Consider the following 18696-nt stretch of genomic DNA (forward strand, 5'->3'; position numbering starts at 1 on the left):
ACATGCCGATTTTCAAACATGGCGACGTCGAGATCGCTTACCTCGACGAAGGCCAGGGCGACCCCATTGTTCTGATCCACGGCTTTGCGTCCAATCGCGAGGTCAACTGGGCTTTTCCGAGTTGGGTTACGACGCTGACTGGGGCCGGATTTCGTGTGATTGCGCACGATAATCGCGGCCACGGCCAGTCGTCCAAGCTCTACAATCCGGCGGATTATCATACTGACAAGATGGCCGAGGACGTTCGTGCGTTGCTTGATCATCTCGATATCGAACGCGCCGATATCATGGGCTATTCGATGGGCGCGCGGATCACGTCGTTCCTTTGTGCCGCGCATCCGCAGCGCGTGCGTTCGGCGATCCTCGGCGGGCTTGGCTACAAGCTCATCGATGGGGCAGGGCTGCCCGAAGACATTGCCGATGCGCTCGAAGCACCATCGCTCGATGATGTCACCGATCCGATGGGCCGCACATTCCGCGCTTTTGCCGATCAGACGAAATCAGATCGGCGCGCGCTTGCGGCCTGCATTCGCGGCTCCCGGCAGACCATGACGCCGGATGAAGTCGCAGCGATCGAGACGCCGACATTGGTCGCAGTTGGCACCACCGACGAAGTGGCGGGACCGGCGGACAAGCTGGCTGCGCTCATGCCACATGCGACAGTGCTCGATATTCCGGGACGCGATCACATGCGCGCTGTCGGCGACCGTGTGTTCAAGAATGGCGTGCTGCAATTCCTGAGCGAGAGAGCGTGACAGCAACCTCATGACCAAGCATGTGACACCGGACAAGACGACTTTCACCGGCGCGAGTGGCAACACACTTGTCAGCGATGTGTTCGGCGATCGAGGTGTTCCCGTTATCCTGTTGCATGGTGGCGGGCAGACGCGGCATGCTTGGCGTGCAACGGCTGCGCAACTCGCGCAGCGTGGCTGGACCGCTTATGCGATCGATCAGCGCGGCCATGGCGAGTCGGCGTGGGTGGATAATGGCGCTTACACCTTCGAGGACTTCGCGCAGGATGTGAAAGCCGTTGCCGCCGAGCTGGCGAGGCGGGCGGGACACAAGCCAGCTGCGATCGGCGCATCGCTTGGCGGCATTTCGTCAATGCTCGCCGAAGGCGAGACCATGCGCGACACTGGCAAGAATCTCCTGTCGTCCATCGTGCTGGTCGATATCACCCCGCGCGTCGACTATGAGGGCGTCGCCAAGGTGCAGGGCTTCATGCGCGCCCATGCCAAGGAAGGCTTCGCGACGGTCGAGGAGGCGGCCGATGCTGTGGCCGAATATCTGCCGCACCGGCCACGCCCGAAGAGCAACGAAGGTCTGAAGAAGAACCTGCGATTGTCGCCTGATGGCCGATGGCGCTGGCATTGGGACCCGCGGTTCATGGACTCGCGCAAGGGGTTCGATCCCGACCGCGAACGCATGGAACAGATGCTGCTCGGGGCTGCGCGCAACCTGAAAATCCCGACGCTGCTAGTGCGCGGCGGCTCATCCGAGCTGGTGCAGGAAGCGCATGTACAGGAATTTCGCGAACTCGTGCCGCACGCAAAGTATGTCGATGTCGGCGGTGCCCGGCACATGGTGGCAGGGGATCAGAACGATGATTTTGCCAGCGCCGTGCTGGATTTTCTCGGCGGATTGCATCAGTCCATTGCTACCAAAAGCTGAGACGGCAGAGATAGATAGCGCGTTTTCGTAGAATAATATTCTATAGCCATGCGGAAACCATAGCCCCCACAGCCTGAAAAGCGGGGTGGCGGAGATCAATTTCAACCTCTATGTGTTAGCCCACGTAAAGCAACAGTGGGCAGCCGAGGCGTATCCATCATGGCGCAGCATCTGACGAAGCCGGCAAGTACAGTCAGCAAAGTCGACCCGGTCTGGGCGAAGGTCCGTGAGGAGGCCGAGGAGATCGTGCGCGCCGAACCGGCGCTGGCCACCTTCATCTATTCCACGATCCTGCATCACGACCGTCTGGAAGACGCCGTCGTGCATCGTGCTTCGGAGCGGCTGGATCATCCGGATATGTCCGGTGAAGTGATCCGGCAGGCCTACGCCGACGCATTGCAGGACGAGCCCTCGATCGGCGATGCCTTCCGTGCCGACATCGTCGCGACGATCGACCGCGACCCGGCCACCAATCGTTTCATCGAGCCGGTCCTGTACTTCAAGGGTTTTCATGCCATCGTCACACATCGGCTGGCGAATTGGCTCTATCGCAAGCAGCGCACGGATTTTGCCTATTATCTACAGAGCCGCTCGTCCGCGGTTTTCCAGTGCGACATTCACCCCAACGCCCAGATCGGCCGCGGCATCTTCCTCGATCACGCCACTGGCCTGGTGGTCGGTGAAACCGCGGTGATCGATGACGACGTGTCGATGCTGCATGGCGTGACGCTCGGCGGCACCGGCAAGGAAGACGGCGATCGTCATCCGAAAATCCGCCATGGTGTGCTGATCGGGGCAGGGGCCAAGATCCTCGGTAATATCGAAGTCGGCCATTGCGCGCGCATCGCCTCCGGCTCGGTCGTCATCAAGCCGGTTCCCAACAATGTCACCGTCGCCGGCGTCCCCGCCCGTGTCGTCGGCACCGCAGGTTGCGCAGAACCGTCGCGGCGTATGGACATGCTCTTCGATATCGGGAATTGATAGCCGCCTGATTCACGGTTCGATGGCCTGCGTCGCGACGCGGGGTAGAGGGAGCGCGATAGTGGACGTCCAGGAAATCAAAAAGCTCGATTCCTATTTGAAGCGGCTGTTCGACAATCCGAAGATCCGGGTTGTACCGCGTCCAAAGAAGGACGATTCCGCCGAAGTCTATATCGGCGATGAGTTCATCGGTGTGCTGTTCGTCGATGACGAGGACGACGACAAGTCCTATAATTTCCAGATGGCGATTTTGGAAACGGATCTGGAGCCGTAAGACTTACGGCCGCTGCGCGGCACGCAGCCGCTTGATCAGCTTTTCAAGACCATCGGCGACAGCGGTCCAGTCCGACAACCATTCGCGCGGAAAGCGCGCGGTGATGTCGGCTTGGCCCGCGCGCTGCTCGTAGAGGCACATGCCGACTGTGCCTCGCGCATCGTCGCGCGTGCAGCGGACGATGAAGCGCTCCCGATTGCTGTTGTCGTAGAGGATGTCCTCGCCCTGATAGGGCGTGCTATCGCGAAAGGGACGGACGGTCAGGCCGCCCGGTTCCATGGCGATGCTGACATCCAGATAGCGCGGATAGATTGTCTTGAGACGATCGATCACCGGAAGCGTGTTGCCGTAAGACGCCACGGTCAGAAATACGCGGTCGACGGATATGGCCGAGGCGGCCGGATCGGCCCTCACAGCCGGGTCCGGCGGCATGAGCGAGGGCCACATGAAGACCAGGTCGATCCGTTCCTGAGTCCCGGCCTTTCTTTGTACCTTGTTGCGGATCGCAGCGGGCGGGATGTTGAAATTGACCCCGTTCACCGTGATCGGCAGGGTCGGGGCGTCGAGCGCTACATCCGCCGGCCAGCGCGGCCAAAGGAGATAGGTCACCCATATTCCGGCGGCGACCACGCCGGCGATGAAGATGGCAACCGGCAACCACAGGAAGCTGCGCTTACGCAGCTTTGGCATTGCATAAGATCGGTGATGAATGTGGCTCATCGCCATAGAGAAAGCCTGCCTGACAAAACGCGAATCAGCGGCGGAGTATAGGCGGGCTTCCTTAAGTGACCGTTCGAATTGAATTTTTGACCATTAACCCTTTCTTAACGAAGCGCTGGCCGTAGGCCGCAGCGTTTGCAACATCATGCGGGGAAAAGCGTTTTTGAAAGAGGCTGGGAGTACCGACGGTGTCGGCCGACGCATTGCATTCGATCTACGTTCTGTTGCTGGGATTTTCCGTCGCAGGTGCGCTTGCGACCGGCTACCAAGTATTCACCGCCCGTCCGGCAAGCTTCAATATTTTCGGTGACGGCACAGGGGTGGCCGCCGTCGCGCATGTGCCGTTCCTGGTTTTTGCAGCGCCGTTCATCATCATGCGGAATGCGATCTTCGTCCGCCGGTCGGGCCTTGATAATTTCGTTACCGCCATGGTCGCAACCGTGACAGCCGGGCTCTGGAGCGTGCTGTCCGGCAAATTCGTTGTCGCCGCTGTTGCCATGTTGGGATTGGCCTGAGCGGCATTCAAGGTTGCGTTCCCGCGTCATCATCCGCAAAACCGGAATTCATTTTTGCCGACGGCGTTGAGGGGAACAGCACAGGATGCCGATCTACGAGCTTGACGGGCAAGGGCCCGAATTTCCGGCCGATGGACGCTACTGGGTGGCCGAGACCGCCGTGCTTGTCGGCCGCGTCCGCATGAAGAGCGATACAAGCATCTGGTTCGGCGCCGTGCTGCGTGGCGACAACGAATGGATCGAACTCGGCCATCGCTCGCAGATCCAGGACAACGCGACCCTTCATACCGATCCCGGTTTTCCGATGATCATCGGTGAGGATTGCGTCATTGGCCACAAGGTGATGCTGCATGGCTGCACCATCGGCAACAACAGCCTGATCGGCATGGGCGCGATCGTGCTGAACGGCGCGCGGATCGGTAACAATTCGCTGGTGGGAGCGGGTGCCCTGGTGACCGAAGGCAAGTCGTTTCCGGACAATTCATTGATCGTAGGATCGCCGGCGCGTGTCATTCGTCCACTGACCGACGACGCCATTGCAGGCATACGACGCGGCGCCGATCATTACGTCCGCCGTTCACGCGAATATGCCGAACATCTAAAGCGCATCGGTTGAAAAAATTGCATCACCAAAAAAGGTGCGGCCGACCTTGGGGGGAAGGTCGGCCGCCGCGAGCCCGGTCTGGGACGGGGAGGGGTGGGGACGTGACCGGGACCGCGTTTCCTTCTCAACTCAGCGTGATGTTGCGGTTGCCATAAGCGGCCGCGGGTCGCCGAGTGAAACCCATACGTTCTGATCGAACTGTGTCTGCCGCTTTACGAAGCGATAATCCGTATCCGACCACAGACGAATGTCCGGATGCTGGTTATCGAGGATGAACTCCCCTTTGTCGGTTTTCACAGTCAGTACAGCATGACCGTCGCCGTTACGTTCGCGAACGACAGTGATCAGCAGCGCCTCGCGAGGCCATCCCGCCTGAATCAGCATGCGGCGCTTTAAAAGGACATAGTCCTCGCAATCGCCTTTGCCATCCTCCGGATAGGACCATTTTTCGACCACGCCCCAATGGTCCATATCCGTGACCGGCTTGATCGTATCATTGACCCATTTGTTGATCCGGGCCAGATCTTTCCAGGCCTTGTTCGTCAAAACCACGTCACGTGGTTCGCCCCGCGGCGCAGAGCATTCGCGCGGATTATCCGCGCAAAATTCGATCCATCCGATCGGCGGGCGCGATGCATCGCCGAGCGAGACGAAAAGCGGACGCGGACTTGTTTGCGCCTGCGCACCACCCGCACACAACACAATAAAACAGCCCGCCGCAGCAATTTTCAAACTGTCCCGCAGCTTGTGAGCAACCCGTCGCACGCCTGACCCCTTCCCTTTATTGTTGGGGCCACATTCCCACAAAGCCTTTGTATTGCCGCTAAGTCGGCGCAGTACTTTTGACGCGAAAGCAAGTCAAAACTGGCGCGAATACTTATCTCTATTGAAACGAAATTGAATAAAATGCGATCAATACGCATTTGATTAAAATGCGAATGATCGGCGCGGAAGTGCTTGATGAAATTGCAATAAAAGGTGCGCGCAGGCGCTTCCGATGCCGGCGCGTCAGCACGAAATTCGGTGTGAAACAAGAGAGCTTGAATGAAAAAAGATGCGCGTTTCCAGAAACTTGCGCGCGCAGCGTTTACCCGCCGGTGATGCTCTCTTCCAGAAAGTCTGGATGCTGTAAACGAAGGAATTCAACGGCAAAGCCGTCGTCCAGATGCCGGACCACCCGTCCTTGCACCTTTCCGATGGTGACAAGCGCGCCCATCGGCGGCCTTTGATCGGTTGCAACGGCAGCGCCGGACAGTGAGACGTCGATCAGACGGCAGCCGATATTCACACCGTTCGGCATGATCAGCATCGTCATCGGATTGCGTGGCACATAGCGGCCGTGGCGGCGATCTTCCGGCGAGGCCAGCAGGTGACGATTGGCGAGCCACGTCAATTGCGCTGCGAGCTTGTCGCGCTTGCGCATCGTTGCGCCGATGGTGGAGGCAAAGCCATTCTCGAAATGGCGCGTCGTTACACCTTCCAGCCGGCCGACATGATCGATATAGGCGATGACGCGTTCACCGATCTGCGGTGAGACCGGCGCAACCACCGCCATGCCGCCGGGGGACATATTGACAACCTGGCATGGAAATTCACGGCGGTCCGGCAGCATGTAGCGGCCGAGCAAATTGACTTTCACGCGCTGAAAGCGGCGCCGTTCTTCACTGTACGGAAGAATGCGTGCGCCGCCTTGAGGAACACCGGTATTCAAAATTGCCATGACGTTACGTCAATCACGCTACGCAATAAGCGATCCCCGCGGGCGATTGCACGCGGCGGTTAAAAGCTATTGAAAGCGCGTTAACGGCTGGTTAGCCCTGACAATTGGCTTAAATTGCCTGACGATTTTGGGCCGGATAGATGACCAATCCTGCGCGCGGCAGCGGATTGTTCCGTCCCGATATGAGCCCCCGCGTCGTATCGAGTGCGGGCCCGACGTAACGCAGATCCTCCAGATCGATAGCCTCGACCGCCCGCGAGCCGATCCAATAGGGCGCTCCGACCGGTGCGAATCCTCCCAGCAGGCGTGACACGCTGCCGCTCCCATCGAGCAACGGCAGCAGGATCATTTCGAGATCCAGGATCTCATTCTCGAGATTGCGGCCGATGACATGGGCAACCGCGCCGACCTTGTCCTCGGCAATGCTATGCAGCAATGCACCGATCCGAGGTTGGCTGATCGGGGACCACAGATCGTGGAAAACGCCGCCTTTGAGTTCCTTGCCAAAAAGCGCGCAGACCGAACTGCCGGCCAGCCGGAAGGCATGACCATGTTCCATGTTCAAGGCGAGCAAGAAGATATCCGCAAGGCGAGCGCGGATCGCACCGGGGTCGATATCGTCGCGCATAGGTGCGATCCGTGACCCCCGGAGCGCATTCCAATACTCGAACAATTCGCGGGTGACCGCCTGCTTCATCATTTTCTGTCCCAGCCGTCTCACTGGCGCCGCTGAATTTGTCCCGATGCGGGACAAAAAGGCGGTGCAACAGAGAGTGCGAGACCAGAGGAGCAGGTCGCGTGCCCGGCGTCAGAGGGGACCTTGCGATATCCTCTGCGGGCGGCCGTTATGGTTAACAACAGCTTGCGCTTGGAGTGAGAGCAGGACGCCGCTACGGTTGTCATCGAACCAGACGGCAAGCGAAACATCGCTTTGAAATGACAAGACCAATTAAGGGGACGTGACCTCGGTCACGTCGGGACAGCGGACGGGGAGAGCGAAAAGCTCTCCCCGTTGCATTTTTGACGGTCTGTTCTGGTAATCAGCAACCAATTCTTCGATTTCCCTTGAATATATGACCATCACGGGCGACCTATCGCCTTGGACAACCGCCCGAATGCTTTCTCCGACACCCCGCCGCGAGCCGATGCTGAATGTGCCTGCCGTTCTGGTCGGCACACTTTTGGTTTTATTGATTGTTCATGTCGTTCGCCTGTTCCTGTCGGAATCCGCCGAAGTCGAATTTCTGCTTCTGTTTGCGTTCATCCCGGCGCGCTACGACGCCAATATCATTGCCAATGCCGTGTGGCCGGGCGGTCTCGGCGCGGACGTTTGGACTTTCGTCACCTACGCGCTGATCCATGCGGATTGGATGCATCTTGGTTTCAACGCGATCTGGTTCTTGGCATTCGGGACGCCGGTGGCGCGCCGATTCGGACCGCTGCGCTTTCTCGCATTTTGTGTGGTAACGGCTGCGGCCGGTGCGCTGGCGCATCTCGTGACGCATTTCGGTCAGCTGGTGCCGATGGTGGGCGCGTCCGGCACGGTTTCGGGCATGATGTCCGGTGCAATGCGTTTTGCATTCCAACGCGGCGGACCGCTTCGGTTCGGCGGCACGGATGAATCGTATCGCGTACCGGCTCTGCCGCTGTCGGAGGCGTTGCGCGACATGCGGATTCTCGCATTCATCGCGGTATGGTTCGGGTTGAATTTGTTGTTCGGTCTCGGTTCGATAGCTCTAACCGGTGACGAACAGCCGATAGCATGGCAAGCGCATGTCGGTGGTTTTCTTGCCGGCTTGTTGTTGTTCAGTCTGTTCGACCCGGTAAAAACACCGTCGTACCGCAACGATCCGCCATCGCACGCAGCTTGATTGCAGTGCAGCACATCCGGCGCTAGCCAATGTGGCCATCTCGTGGAACACTCCAAGCTTCTTGCGATTGTCGTTCAGGCGCGGGTCCAGCCCGTTTCTGGCTCGCACCTCTGACGGATAAAGGTTGATCACGTTGATTTTGGATCGTTTCGACCCGAAATCATCGTGATCTAGAGGGAGGCGAACCCAAATGACCGTGAAGACGATCCTCTCGCAGAAGGGCAGCGACGTTGCGACGATCGCGCCGACTGCGAATGTCGCGGATGCCATTAAAATACTGTGTGAGCGCAAGATCGGCGCACTCGTGATCACCGGCGCTGGCGGACGGATCATCGGGATTGTATCGGAGCGCGACATCGTGCGGATGTTCGGAGCGCATGGCGCCGCCGCATTGGATATGCCGTTGACCGAAGTCATGACGCGAAAAGTCGTGACATGCGAACCGGCCGACAAAATGCCGGAGATCATGGAATTGATGACGACCGGGAAATTCCGTCATCTGCCTGTGCTGGAAGAGGATCGTCTTGTAGGCATCATCTCCATTGGCGACGTCGTGAAGATGCGGCTTGCCCAGCTCGAACACGAGCAGGATGCACTGAGGGATTATATCCAGACGGCGTGATCATGCGTCGCAGATATTGGGTCGCCGCTCAGGTGAGGGCGGCGATCGCCTCTGCAACATCGTCGATCGATCGTTCGGCTGCATGTGCCCCGATCTCGATCGCTTCTTTTGCACGATGAAATTCGAACAAGCCGAGCTTCCCGAGCCGCGGTGAGATCATCACGTCCGGTGGATCGCCGGCAAGGCGCGATCGCGTGACGCGATCCTGCATGATGTTGAATGCATCGCCCATGACGCTGGTGATGTTGGGGCTGCGCCTGCTGCCGACGAGTTGCCGCTTCAGCAGGAATTCGGGGCTGAGAATGCGCCGCAGTCCTTCGGGGCGCGAGCGCATCTCGTGCAACAGGCGTTCATCCTCTTCGTTCGGCCCGTGACTGGCGATAGTACCGCCGCGCCCCAAGAGATCGCTGTTGAGGTTGACGGCGATGACGAGGCGAGCGCCCAGCGCCCGCGCAGCCGAAACCGGAACAGGGTTCACCAGCGCGCCATCGACGAGCCAGCGTCCACCGAGCCGCACTGGTGTGAAAATGCCTGGCAATGCGTAGGAAGCGCGAGCGGCGTCAACCGCACGTCCATGTGTCAGCCAAATCTCGTGACCCGTGCCGAGTTCCGTGGCGATACAAGCGTACCGCTTCGGTAAGTCCTCGATCTGCGTGTCGCCGAGCGTTTCTTCCAACCGGGAGGCCAGCCGTTGGCCTCCGATCAGGCCGGAACCGCCGAGGCTGACATCGAGATAGCTCAGCACACCACGCGCCGTAAGACCACGGGCCCAGGTTTCGAATTCGGGCAGCTTTCCGTGTGCATAACACGCACCGACGACGGCGCCGATGGATGTGCCGACCACGATATCCGGTTCGATCCCATGTTTGGCCAGCACGCGCAAAACGCCGATATGGGCGAATCCACGCGCTGCCCCACCACCCAATGCAAGCCCGACGCTTGGCTTGGGTGGTGGGGCTTTTTTCTCGATCGTCGCTTCAACCGCGCGATCGCCATTGGTTGCGCGGCGGATCAGAGCCTGGAGCACGATTCATCCTCTATCGAGATGATTGGGGCGTCGGCGGAGGGAAACAAGGGGATTTGACGAAAACTCGCAAAAATGGTGAAGGAAAAGGCAGGCTCAGAGCATGACGCCAAAAAGTGTAAAGCGGGTGTCGAACGACATTATGCTCTCACGGATCAGAATCGATCACCTTTTATGAATTTGAATCACTCGAGCCGACGTCATGGTGATCTGGTAGGACGGACCAGCCGGAATTCGCTCTCGACCACGGCGTAATTATGGTACCCGCACCGTGCGATCGGTTTCATGGCCGCGGTGTCGAGCAGACCATTCTTGATGAATTTATCATCGATGTGGACGCCGACGACCTGCCCGAACACCACATGGCAATCGAGCGGCCGGCCTTCGATGTCGTTGATCGGCACGATTTGCAGAAGCTGACATTCCAGCGCGCAGGGCGATGCGGCCACACGCGGCGGCTTCACCAGTCGCGACGGCGCCGCAGCGAGCCCGGCTTGCTCCATCTCGTTGACACCGCGCGCCATCGGCGCGGACGTCTTGTTCATCGCGTCCCGTAGGTCCCAGGTCGCAAGGTTGCAGACGAATTCCTTCGTTTCGATGATGAATGCCAGCGAGTCTTTTCGTCCCTCGCTTGAGAACATGACCACAGAGGGCCGGCTCGAGACGCCGTTGAAGAAGGAATAAGGCGCGAGATTGATCTCGCCCTTGGCGCTCATCGAGGTGATCCAGCCGATCGGGCGCGGTGCGATGATGGCCTTGACCGGATCGTGCGGAAGGCCGTGATCGTTTTTGCGCGCGTCATAGAACATGACGCCGGCCTATGCGCCGTATCGGGTGACGATCTCCGACAAAACCGGACGCGGCCGATCTTCCGGTGGCCGTGCCGGGCGTCCGACATGAACGAAGCCGGCGATGCGTTCATTGTCGCCGAGACCCAACGCTTTCAGGATGCGCGGATCGTAGGCGTACCATTCGGTGATCCAGCTTCCGGCAAAGCCCATGGCGTGCGCAGCAGTCAACAGATTCATGGCGGCAGCGCCGGCCGAGAGAACCTGCTCCCATTCCGGAATCTTGGCATGCGGCGCGGCGCGGCTGACGACGCCGATCACCAGTGGCGCACGTGTAAAACGATTGCGCTCGAATTCGATCTGATCGGCTGTCGCATCCGGCCGGTCAGCCGTGAACGCTGCGGCGAGTGTCTCGCCGATCTGCTTGCGCGCATCGCCCTCGAACAAAATGAAACGCCACGGCGCCAGTTTTCCGTGATCGGGAACACGTGATGCAATGGTTAGAAGCGTTTCAATCTCGGCTTCGGTGGGGGCAGGGCCAATCAGCTCGATCGGCTTGACCGAGCGGCGGGTGGTCAGAAGGGGGAGAGCATCTGTCATGGCGATTGAGCGGCTATCACAGCCGCTTTCCACTGACAAACGGCAGCTCGACAGGGAAGGCTTGAATTCGCCGCGATTTCCGCCGAAAACGCGCGCATGAGGGTTCGCGGAGCGACGGCCGGGTGGGCAGCGGCGCGGATGGCATTTGCCATCGCGGTGCTTTTAGCCGTGCCGGCTTTGGCGCAGCCCTTCACCAGCGGCACCGGTTCGGGCGGCCCGATGCCGATTGCGCCCGGCGCAGCACCTCCGGCCGCCAGTCTGGCTGCTCCAGGCCCTTCCGATGTGTTGCGGCCGCCGGGGAATATTCCGATTCCCGTCGCGCCATTGCCGCCGCCGGCGCAGGTGGAGCGAACGCCGGCCGGGCCTGCTTTGACTGCACCTTCGGTCCCGGCTGGGCAGGTCGCTCTCTATCTCACCGCGCGATTCGGCAAGGATCTGCCGCAAATCCCCAGCGGGATCGTCTGGCGCGTGTATCCGGAGCGTCCGGACCATACAGGCGCCATGCGCCTGATCCGCGAGGACAAGACGGCAGCACCGACCATGCTGCTGCCGCCCGGCAGCTACATCATTCATGCCAGTATCGGCAACGCGCAGGCCCTGAAGAAAGTGCAATTGCGCGCCGAGACCGTGCGCGAGACGTTCGATATTCCAGCCGGCGGCATCCGCATCGAGGGCAAGGTTGGTGACGCCCGTATTCCGGCCGGACAGATTCACTTCGACATCTACAAAGGCAGCCAGTTCGAGCCCGGCGACAAGCACCCGCTGATGCAGAATGCGATGACCGGCGAAGTGATGCTGGTGCCCGAGGGCACCTATCACATCGTCTCGCATTATGGCGACGGCAACGCGGTGGTGCGTTCCGACATCCGTGTGCAGGCGGCAAAGGTGACGGATGTCTCCGTGACGCATCGCGCCGCCATTATCACGCTGAAGCTTGTCACCACCGCCGGCGGTGAAGCGCTTGCCAATACGCAATGGTCGGTGCTGACGCCGGGCGGCGACGTGATCAAGGAATCGATCGGCGCCTTCCCGCGGGTGATCCTCGCCGAGGGCGAGTATCGCGTGATCGCCCGCAATGAGGGCCGTTCCTTCCAGCACGACTTCAATGTCGTGACCGGCGTCGACAGCGAAATCGCTGTCGTCGCCCAGTAAAAACATTCAAGCCGCGTTCCGCGCTCGCTTCACGTCCGGCGGCGTCGCCTCTTCAGCCAGCAGCTTCAGCGCCTCGTCGAGCGGCATCACCTTCTGGCCTTCGCTGCCGAGGCGGCGGATCGACACGGTGCGCTCGGCCGCCTCCTTTTTGCCGACGACGAGAAGAGCAGGGACCTTGGCGAGCGAATGCTCGCGCACCTTGTAATTGATCTTCTCGTTGCGAAGATCAGTGGTGACGCGCAGACCCATGCGGGTCGCAAGCCGCGCGACTTCGGCCGCGTAATCGTCGGCATCCGACACGATGGTGCAGACCACGGCCTCCTTCGGCGCCAGCCAGAGCGGCAGGTGCCCGGCATAATGTTCGAGCACGACGCCGAGGAAGCGCTCCATCGATCCGCAGATGGCGCGGTGGATCATCACCGGCGTCGTCTTGGCTCCGTCGGCGCCAATGTAGAAAGCGTCGAACCGCTCCGGCAGGTTGAAGTCCACCTGCGTCGTGCCGCATTGCCAGTCGCGGCCGATGGCATCGCGCAGCACGTATTCGAATTTCGGACCGTAGAACGCGCCTTCGCCGGGATTGATCGCGGTCTTGATCTTCTGGTTATGATTGCGCGTCTCGATCTGCTTCAGCACATCCTGCATGATGCCTTCGGCATGATCCCACGCCTCATCCGAGCCGACCCGCTTTTCCGGCCGGGTCGAGAGCTTCACCGTCATCTCGCCCTCGAAACCGAAATCGGCATAGGTCGACAGGATCAGATCGTTGATCTTCAGGCATTCCTCGGCCATCTGGTCCTGCGTGCAGAACACATGCGCATCGTCCTGGGTGAAGCCGCGCACGCGCATCAGGCCGTGCAAAGCGCCCGACGGCTCATAGCGATGCACGATGCCGAACTCGGCCATGCGGAGCGGCAATTCACGATACGAGCGCAGGCCATGCTTGAAGATCTGGATATGGCCCGGGCAGTTCATCGGCTTGATCGCGTAGACGCGCTCGTCCTCGGTGTCGTCACCGGCAGACGTCGCTTGGAACATGTTCTCGCGGAACCAGCCCCAGTGGCCGGACGTCTCCCACAGCGACTTGTCGAGCAGCTGCGGCGCGTTCACTTCCTGATAGTCGCCCTTCAGGCGGCGCCGCATATAGGCGACGATCTCCTGAAACATGGTCCATCCGTTGGGATGCCAGAACACCGTGCCCGGACCTTCCTCCTGGAAGTGGAAGAGATCCATCTCGCGGCCGAGCTTGCGGTGGTCGCGCTTCTCGGCTTCCTCCATGCGGTGCAGGTAATCGTCGAGTTCATCCTGCTTGGCGAAGGCGGTACCGTAGATGCGCGACAGCATCTCGCGGTTTGAATCACCGCGCCAATAGGCGCCCGCGACCTTCATCAGCTTGAAGGCATTGCCGACCTTGCCGGTCGAGGTCATGTGCGGACCGCGGCACAGATCGAACCATTCGCCCTGTTTGTAGATCTTCAGGTCCTGGTCGGCCGGGATCGCGTCGATCAGTTCGACCTTGAAGTTCTCGCCCTTGTCGGCGAACACCTTTTTGGCCTGGTCGCGGGTCCAGACCTCCTTGGTGAAAGGCTGATCCCTGGCGATGATCTCGCGCATCTTCTTTTCGATGGCGCTGAGGTCTTCCGGCGTGAACGGCTGATTGCGGGCGAAATCGTAATAGAAGCCGTTCTCGATCACCGGGCCGATGGTGACCTGGGTGCCCGGCCACAGCGCCTGCACGGCCTCGGCGAGAACATGGGCGGCATCATGCCGGATCAGTTCCAGCGCGCGCGGATCCTCGCGGTTGAGGAACTCGATTTTGGCGTCTTTCTCGATCGGATCGGAAAGGTCGACCACCACGCCGTCCAGCGCCATGGCGACAGTGCGCTTGGCCAGCGAGGGCGAGATGCCCTTGGCGATATCGAGGCCGGAAATGCCATTGGGGAATTCACGGCGTGCGCCGTCGGGGAAGGTCAGCGAGACCATCATTCACTCCTGTTGCTCACTCCCGCGAACGAGCGCGGGTAAGCCAATTTCAGATGAGGCGGATATAGCAGGAGATTCGCAGACGGCAATGAGTTGTCTTTTTCATCGATGCGACGCCGCGCTCTTTTTACCCCCCCTTGTGGGGAGGGGCGATCATTCGAACGAAGTGAGGATGATCGGGGTGGGGGCGCAGCGCGATCGATGGCTATTACCCACACCCCGTCCGCTTTCGCTTCGCTTCAGCGGCCGATCCTTCCCACAAGGGGGAGGGAAAATCAGCCTCGTGTCCCGGGCGCAGCGGAGTGCGAAGCAAAGCGCAGTATCGCGCTGCTGACCCGGGACCCATGCCGTTTGATGGCCCAAAGGGGTCCCGGCTCCGCGGAGCACCGCTCCGTGTTGCTACGCGCTGCACCGCGTTCGGGACACGCGCGCTAACAATGCCAAACGATCATTCTTTGGGCGTGTCAGTGCGCACCGGTCGCGGCGACAATGAGGCTGGATTTAGCTGGAACCTTTCCCGCTCTCCGGCGTTCCCGGTTCTGGCTTTGTGTATATCGGCTGGAGAGGGTGCGGCCGGCCTTGCGTTGATTCAAGAGCTTTTTCGGACTGCCGGACGATTAATGGACAATTCGCAATTCTCGGCGATCCGGCTGCTGCGCCTTGCCATGCTGGCGGCTCTGGTGCTGCCGGTGATCCTGTTCTTGTTCCTTGCCGTTACCAATTACCGGCACACGCAGTATGTCGCAGACCAGCGCATTGAGCGCACGGCCAATGTCCTGCATGAGCACGGCCTCAAGGTCTTCGAGACGGTCGAGCGCGCTATTGCCGAAACCAACGAAATCGTTCGCGGCATGTCGGACGACGACATCCGGGCCAACGAAAAGCAACTGCATGAGCGGCTGCGCGCCATGGTGGAGTCGCTGCCGCAACTGAAGTCGCTCTGGATCTTCGGTTCGGACGGCCGGGCCCTGGTGAGTTCGCTTGCCTATCCCAACCCGAATGTCGATTTTTCCGACCGCGATTATTTCCGCGCCCATATCGACAAGGATGCCGGTCTGTTCTTCGGACGCGTGCTGCGGCCGCGCGAGCCTTATCCCGGCGGTGACTTCTTCAGTGTCAGCCGGCGCCGGCCAAGCGATGACGGCTCCTTCAGGGGAGTGGTCCAGATTTCGCTGCGACCGGAATATTTCGAACAGTTTTACGCCAAGCTGCAATCGGCCTATCCCGGAGGATATGCGGCGATGGTGCGTGAGGACGGAGCCGTGCTCGCACGCTTTCCCGTTCTGAACCAGGATGTCACCATTCGGAGCGCAAGCCCGCTTGGCGATTCCATGCGAGCCCATCCCAGCGGTGGCTTCGTCGAACAACAATCGGTCGTCGATCAGATCGACAGACGTCTGTCGTGGCAGAAGCTGTCAGACCTGCCGGTCTTCGTACTCGCGGGCACGGAAACCAAAGCGATCCGTTCGGAATGGCTCTCATCGATGGCAGGTTATGTGCTGTTCGGCATTCCGGCGACCGCCGTGTTGCTTGGCGTGATGGGCATGGCGCTCGAGCGGACACGGCGTCTGTATGTGGAGCAGGGCCGCCGTGTTGCGGCAGAAGGCGCATTGCGTCAGGCGCAGCGTATGGAGGCGATCGGCCAATTGACCGGTGGCGTCGCGCACGACTTCAACAACATCCTGATGATCGTGAAAGGCAATGTCCACCGGCTGCGACGCGACCTCGACGACGCCAAGCTGATCCGCAAGCTGGACATGATCGATACCGCGGCGCAGCGCGGCGAGACCCTGACCCGGCAATTGCTCGCCTTTTCACGCCGGCAGAATCTGACGCCGAGCGTGATCGATCTGGCCCAGCGCGTACGCGAATTCCGCTCGCTCTTGGCGCCGTCCCTGCGCGGCGATATCGAAATCCGCATCGATGTGCCATCGACCATCACCGCCGTGCGCGTGGATGTGAGCGAACTTGAACTCGCCGTGCTCAATCTCGCCGTCAATGCGCGCGATGCGATGCCCAATGGCGGCACGATCGAAATCGGCGTGCGGCCGGTGACGCTGCGCGGCGAGGTGGCCTATGACAAGCTGCAGGGCGAGTTCGTTGCACTCTCCGTCGCCGATACCGGCTCCGGCATCGCACCGGACGTCATTGCAAGGATCTTCGAGCCGTTCTTCACCACCAAGGAGGTCGGCAAGGGGACGGGCCTTGGGCTCAGTCAGGTCTATGGCTTTGCCAAGCAATCCGGTGGCACCGTCACCGTGTGGAGCCGGATCGGTGTCGGCACCACATTCACGCTGTATCTGCCGCGCTCGCGCGAAGTGCCGCAGCGGTCGGCGCCGGTGCGGGCCGACGATGCGGCGACGGAGGAGGCGGGTTCGGTTCTCGTGGTCGAGGACAATACCGAAGTCGCCGATATCGCAACGGCGCTCCTGAACGAACTCGGCTATCGCGTGACACGGGTCGGCAGCGCTCTCGCCGCACTGGACCTGCTGCGCGACGGCGAACGTTTCGATCTGGTCTTCTCCGACGTGGTGATGCCGGGCGGCATGAACGGCGTCGAACTCGCGCATGCGATCCGCAAGGACTATCCGGACCTGCCGGTGGTGCTGACGACCGGCTATTTCAATGCGCTCGACAAGCCGTTGCCGCGCGGTCTGCCGGTACTACGCAAGCCTTATGATATCGCCGAGCTGAAAAAGACATTGCAAACCGCCATGAGCCGCACCGGAAGCGCCGCCGCCACGGGCTAAACGGTCACATCCGCGTCAAACGCGATGACGATGCTTCGTTCATTCGTACCGATGTGATAGGCGGGCGATTATGGCACAGACGGTTCAGGTTCACGGCTATCAGCTTTGGCGCGACCGGCGCGGGCGGATTTCGGCTCTGCGCATCGCAGCGCTTGCCCTGCTGCTGGTTCCGGTGGCGCTGGCGCTGCAGGCCTGGTGGTCGGGCCAATTGGCGCCGCGGCTGCTCAACGATCTCGTGCATCGCACCGGCTATTGGGCGCTGCTGTTCATGCTCATTGCGCTGGCGATCACGCCGCTGCGGCGGAGCGGGCGCTTCAGCGGGCTGATCGATGTGCGCCGTCTGATCGGCGTCGGCGCATTCGTCTATGCGAGCCTGCATATCGGCCTCTATATCGCCGATGAGAAGTTTGATCTGGTCAAGGTTGCACTGGAAATCGTCAAACGGCTCTATCTCACTATCGGCTTCATCGCCTGGCTCGGATTGCTGGCGCTGGCGATCACCTCGAACGACACCATGGTGAAGCGGCTCGGGGCGTTGCGATGGCGGCAATTGCATCAACTGACTTATGTCATCGCGTTCCTGTCGCTGATCCATTTCTTCCAGCAGACCAAGGCCGATTTCACCTTGCCGGCGACGATCTGCGGCCTGTTCGGCTGGCTGATGGTGTATCGCCTGGTTGCGTGGCGCGTCCGGGAGCCGTCGATGTTGGTGCTGTTCGCGATGACGATTGGAGTCGCGCTGCTGACATTCTTCGGCGAAGCGATCGGCATCGCACTCTGGTACAAGGTCTCGCCGATGACGGTGCTGTCCACCGTGTTCGATTTCGACCTTGCCATTCGCCCCGGCTGGTATGTGCTCGGTGCGGGATTGGCGGTGTGCCTTATCGATCTTGTTCGAAGTTTCATGCAGCCGGAACGCAAGCAGCGATCGCCCGGCGCCGGTCAACCGGCGGGCGGGGTCTCGTTGGTGCCGCGCCAGCGCGCATAACGCCAGGGCAGATACCAACGCGCAACGTCGGGTTTCTTGTCCGGAACGAAATCGAGACCCGAGGTTCCATAAGGGTGGCAACGGCACAGCCGGCCGAGCGTCATCCAGCCACCCGCCCAAAGACCATGACGCGCAAGCGCTTCGTCGCCGTATTCGGAACAGGTCGGCAGGTGCCGGCAATGGAACCCGATCAGCGGGGAGAGTGTGTAGCGATAGGCCTTGATCAACGCGCGCCCGATGGTCCGTGGTGCGTCGCGGACACACCCTCTGCAATTCGTTTGAGCAGGTTCCTTCGGTTCCATGACGGCTTCTTCTAAAGCACTACTAAAAAATGCGGAAAAATGCCTTAAATGCAGTGCAGCAAGCGAGTTCCACGCCACCTAAGTGTGCAGCCTTAGGGTTAAAACCACTAAAGTCTGTGCTGGACGGGAAT

At 60.5% G+C, this 18696-nt stretch carries 20 protein-coding genes; 11 read left to right on the forward strand and 9 right to left on the reverse strand.

Annotated features, from left to right (window positions below):
- Window positions 1-2 precede the first annotated feature (2 nt).
- From CAK95_RS20700 to CAK95_RS20715, 4 genes are all read left to right on the forward strand, one after another.
- Window positions 3-755, forward strand: coding sequence for an alpha/beta fold hydrolase (locus tag CAK95_RS20700; RefSeq protein ID WP_086089631.1), 753 nt, complete (start codon window positions 3-5; stop codon window positions 753-755).
- 10 nt (window positions 756-765) lie between these two features.
- Window positions 766-1674: an alpha/beta fold hydrolase gene (locus CAK95_RS20705; RefSeq protein WP_086089632.1), complete on the forward strand. Its 909-nt coding sequence runs from the start codon at window positions 766-768 to the stop codon at window positions 1672-1674.
- Window positions 1675-1833: 159 nt separating this feature from the next.
- Window positions 1834-2655: a serine O-acetyltransferase gene (cysE, locus tag CAK95_RS20710; RefSeq protein WP_086089633.1), complete on the forward strand. Its 822-nt coding sequence runs from the start codon at window positions 1834-1836 to the stop codon at window positions 2653-2655.
- A 61-nt stretch (window positions 2656-2716) separates the two neighbouring features.
- Entirely contained in the window at window positions 2717-2929 is a 213-nt protein-coding gene (locus CAK95_RS20715; protein WP_086089634.1) for a DUF3126 family protein, read from the forward strand.
- A 3-nt stretch (window positions 2930-2932) separates the two neighbouring features.
- Here CAK95_RS20715 and CAK95_RS20720 read toward each other — a convergent pair whose 3' ends face one another.
- Entirely contained in the window at window positions 2933-3619 is a 687-nt protein-coding gene (locus CAK95_RS20720) for a hypothetical protein (protein ID WP_086089635.1), read from the reverse strand.
- Window positions 3620-3837: 218 nt separating this feature from the next.
- On the opposite strand from CAK95_RS20720, the gene CAK95_RS20725 reads away from it, so the two are divergent.
- Together CAK95_RS20725 and CAK95_RS20730 are read left to right on the forward strand one after the other, a co-directional pair.
- Entirely contained in the window at window positions 3838-4164 is a 327-nt protein-coding gene (locus CAK95_RS20725; RefSeq protein WP_086089636.1) for a DUF6949 family protein, read from the forward strand.
- Window positions 4165-4249: 85 nt separating this feature from the next.
- Window positions 4250-4780, forward strand: coding sequence for a gamma carbonic anhydrase family protein (locus CAK95_RS20730; protein ID WP_086089637.1), 531 nt, complete (start codon window positions 4250-4252; stop codon window positions 4778-4780).
- Between the two features lie 117 nt (window positions 4781-4897).
- On the opposite strand, the gene CAK95_RS20735 is transcribed toward CAK95_RS20730, so the two are convergent.
- From CAK95_RS20735 to CAK95_RS20745, 3 genes are all read right to left on the reverse strand, one after another.
- On the reverse strand, window positions 4898-5473 hold the full coding sequence (locus CAK95_RS20735) for a transglutaminase-like cysteine peptidase (RefSeq protein ID WP_245303889.1): 576 nt from the start codon (window positions 5471-5473) through the stop codon (window positions 4898-4900).
- Window positions 5474-5855: 382 nt separating this feature from the next.
- Window positions 5856-6488, reverse strand: a complete 633-nt coding sequence (locus CAK95_RS20740; RefSeq protein ID WP_086089638.1) for a PilZ domain-containing protein — start codon at window positions 6486-6488, stop codon at window positions 5856-5858.
- Window positions 6489-6597: 109 nt separating this feature from the next.
- Complete coding sequence (locus CAK95_RS20745; RefSeq protein ID WP_086089639.1) at window positions 6598-7188, reverse strand: PAS domain-containing protein; 591 nt, start codon at window positions 7186-7188, stop codon at window positions 6598-6600.
- A 415-nt stretch (window positions 7189-7603) separates the two neighbouring features.
- On the opposite strand from CAK95_RS20745, the gene CAK95_RS20750 reads away from it, so the two are divergent.
- Window positions 7604-8359, forward strand: a complete 756-nt coding sequence (locus tag CAK95_RS20750) for a rhomboid family intramembrane serine protease (protein ID WP_086089640.1) — start codon at window positions 7604-7606, stop codon at window positions 8357-8359.
- A 190-nt stretch (window positions 8360-8549) separates the two neighbouring features.
- Window positions 8550-8981: a CBS domain-containing protein gene (locus CAK95_RS20755; protein WP_086089641.1), complete on the forward strand. Its 432-nt coding sequence runs from the start codon at window positions 8550-8552 to the stop codon at window positions 8979-8981.
- A gap of 28 nt (window positions 8982-9009) precedes the next feature.
- Here the strand turns inward: CAK95_RS20755 and CAK95_RS20760 are convergent, their stop codons facing one another.
- From CAK95_RS20760 to CAK95_RS20770, 3 genes are all read right to left on the reverse strand, one after another.
- Window positions 9010-10008 (reverse strand): patatin-like phospholipase family protein, encoded by a 999-nt coding sequence (locus CAK95_RS20760; protein ID WP_086089642.1) that lies wholly within the window; start codon window positions 10006-10008, stop codon window positions 9010-9012.
- Between the two features lie 197 nt (window positions 10009-10205).
- The gene (locus CAK95_RS20765) at window positions 10206-10814 is read right to left on the reverse strand and encodes a flavin reductase family protein (RefSeq protein WP_086089643.1); all 609 of its coding nucleotides are present in this window, start codon (window positions 10812-10814) and stop codon (window positions 10206-10208) included.
- A gap of 9 nt (window positions 10815-10823) precedes the next feature.
- Window positions 10824-11393 (reverse strand): nitroreductase family protein, encoded by a 570-nt coding sequence (locus CAK95_RS20770; RefSeq protein ID WP_086089644.1) that lies wholly within the window; start codon window positions 11391-11393, stop codon window positions 10824-10826.
- Window positions 11394-11531: 138 nt separating this feature from the next.
- Here CAK95_RS20770 and CAK95_RS20775 point away from each other — a divergent pair, with 138 nt between their 5' ends.
- Window positions 11532-12545, forward strand: a complete 1014-nt coding sequence (locus CAK95_RS20775) for a hypothetical protein (protein WP_245303481.1) — start codon at window positions 11532-11534, stop codon at window positions 12543-12545.
- A gap of 6 nt (window positions 12546-12551) precedes the next feature.
- On the opposite strand, the gene thrS is transcribed toward CAK95_RS20775, so the two are convergent.
- A complete protein-coding gene (thrS, locus tag CAK95_RS20780; protein WP_086091557.1) occupies window positions 12552-14525 on the reverse strand; it encodes a threonine--tRNA ligase in 1974 nt (657 codons plus the stop codon).
- Between the two features lie 620 nt (window positions 14526-15145).
- Here thrS and CAK95_RS20785 point away from each other — a divergent pair.
- Window positions 15146-17275 (forward strand): hybrid sensor histidine kinase/response regulator, encoded by a 2130-nt coding sequence (locus CAK95_RS20785; RefSeq protein WP_086089646.1) that lies wholly within the window; start codon window positions 15146-15148, stop codon window positions 17273-17275.
- Window positions 17276-17345: 70 nt separating this feature from the next.
- Window positions 17346-18263: a protein-methionine-sulfoxide reductase heme-binding subunit MsrQ gene (locus CAK95_RS20790; RefSeq protein WP_086089647.1), complete on the forward strand. Its 918-nt coding sequence runs from the start codon at window positions 17346-17348 to the stop codon at window positions 18261-18263.
- Here CAK95_RS20790 and yidD read toward each other — a convergent pair.
- Window positions 18218-18565 (reverse strand): membrane protein insertion efficiency factor YidD, encoded by a 348-nt coding sequence (yidD, locus tag CAK95_RS20795; protein ID WP_086089648.1) that lies wholly within the window; start codon window positions 18563-18565, stop codon window positions 18218-18220. The genes CAK95_RS20790 and yidD overlap by 46 nt on opposite strands.
- Window positions 18566-18696 lie beyond the last annotated feature (131 nt).

The sequence above is a fragment of the Pseudorhodoplanes sinuspersici genome (genome assembly GCF_002119765.1).
Lineage (GTDB): Bacteria > Pseudomonadota > Alphaproteobacteria > Rhizobiales > Xanthobacteraceae > Pseudorhodoplanes > Pseudorhodoplanes sinuspersici.

Bases quoted from the DNA above. Each gene is read 5' to 3' on its own strand.
- CAK95_RS20700 (WP_086089631.1), top strand. From the start codon at position 3: ATGCCGATTTTCAAACATGGCGACGTCGAGATCGCTTACCTCGACGAA.
- CAK95_RS20705 (WP_086089632.1), top strand. From the start codon at position 766: ATGACCAAGCATGTGACACCGGACAAGACGACTTTCACCGGCGCGAGT.
- cysE (WP_086089633.1), top strand. From the start codon at position 1,834: ATGGCGCAGCATCTGACGAAGCCGGCAAGTACAGTCAGCAAAGTCGAC.
- CAK95_RS20720 (WP_086089635.1), bottom strand. From the start codon at position 3,619: ATGCCAAAGCTGCGTAAGCGCAGCTTCCTGTGGTTGCCGGTTGCCATC.
- CAK95_RS20730 (WP_086089637.1), top strand. From the start codon at position 4,250: ATGCCGATCTACGAGCTTGACGGGCAAGGGCCCGAATTTCCGGCCGAT.
- CAK95_RS20740 (WP_086089638.1), bottom strand. From the start codon at position 6,488: ATGGCAATTTTGAATACCGGTGTTCCTCAAGGCGGCGCACGCATTCTT.
- CAK95_RS20745 (WP_086089639.1), bottom strand. From the start codon at position 7,188: ATGATGAAGCAGGCGGTCACCCGCGAATTGTTCGAGTATTGGAATGCG.
- CAK95_RS20750 (WP_086089640.1), top strand. From the start codon at position 7,604: ATGCTTTCTCCGACACCCCGCCGCGAGCCGATGCTGAATGTGCCTGCC.
- CAK95_RS20755 (WP_086089641.1), top strand. From the start codon at position 8,550: ATGACCGTGAAGACGATCCTCTCGCAGAAGGGCAGCGACGTTGCGACG.
- CAK95_RS20765 (WP_086089643.1), bottom strand. From the start codon at position 10,814: ATGTTCTATGACGCGCGCAAAAACGATCACGGCCTTCCGCACGATCCG.
- CAK95_RS20770 (WP_086089644.1), bottom strand. From the start codon at position 11,393: ATGACAGATGCTCTCCCCCTTCTGACCACCCGCCGCTCGGTCAAGCCG.
- CAK95_RS20775 (WP_245303481.1), top strand. From the start codon at position 11,532: ATGGCATTTGCCATCGCGGTGCTTTTAGCCGTGCCGGCTTTGGCGCAG.
- thrS (WP_086091557.1), bottom strand. From the start codon at position 14,525: ATGGTCTCGCTGACCTTCCCCGACGGCGCACGCCGTGAATTCCCCAAT.
- CAK95_RS20785 (WP_086089646.1), top strand. From the start codon at position 15,146: ATGGACAATTCGCAATTCTCGGCGATCCGGCTGCTGCGCCTTGCCATG.
- CAK95_RS20790 (WP_086089647.1), top strand. From the start codon at position 17,346: ATGGCACAGACGGTTCAGGTTCACGGCTATCAGCTTTGGCGCGACCGG.
- yidD (WP_086089648.1), bottom strand. From the start codon at position 18,565: ATGGAACCGAAGGAACCTGCTCAAACGAATTGCAGAGGGTGTGTCCGC.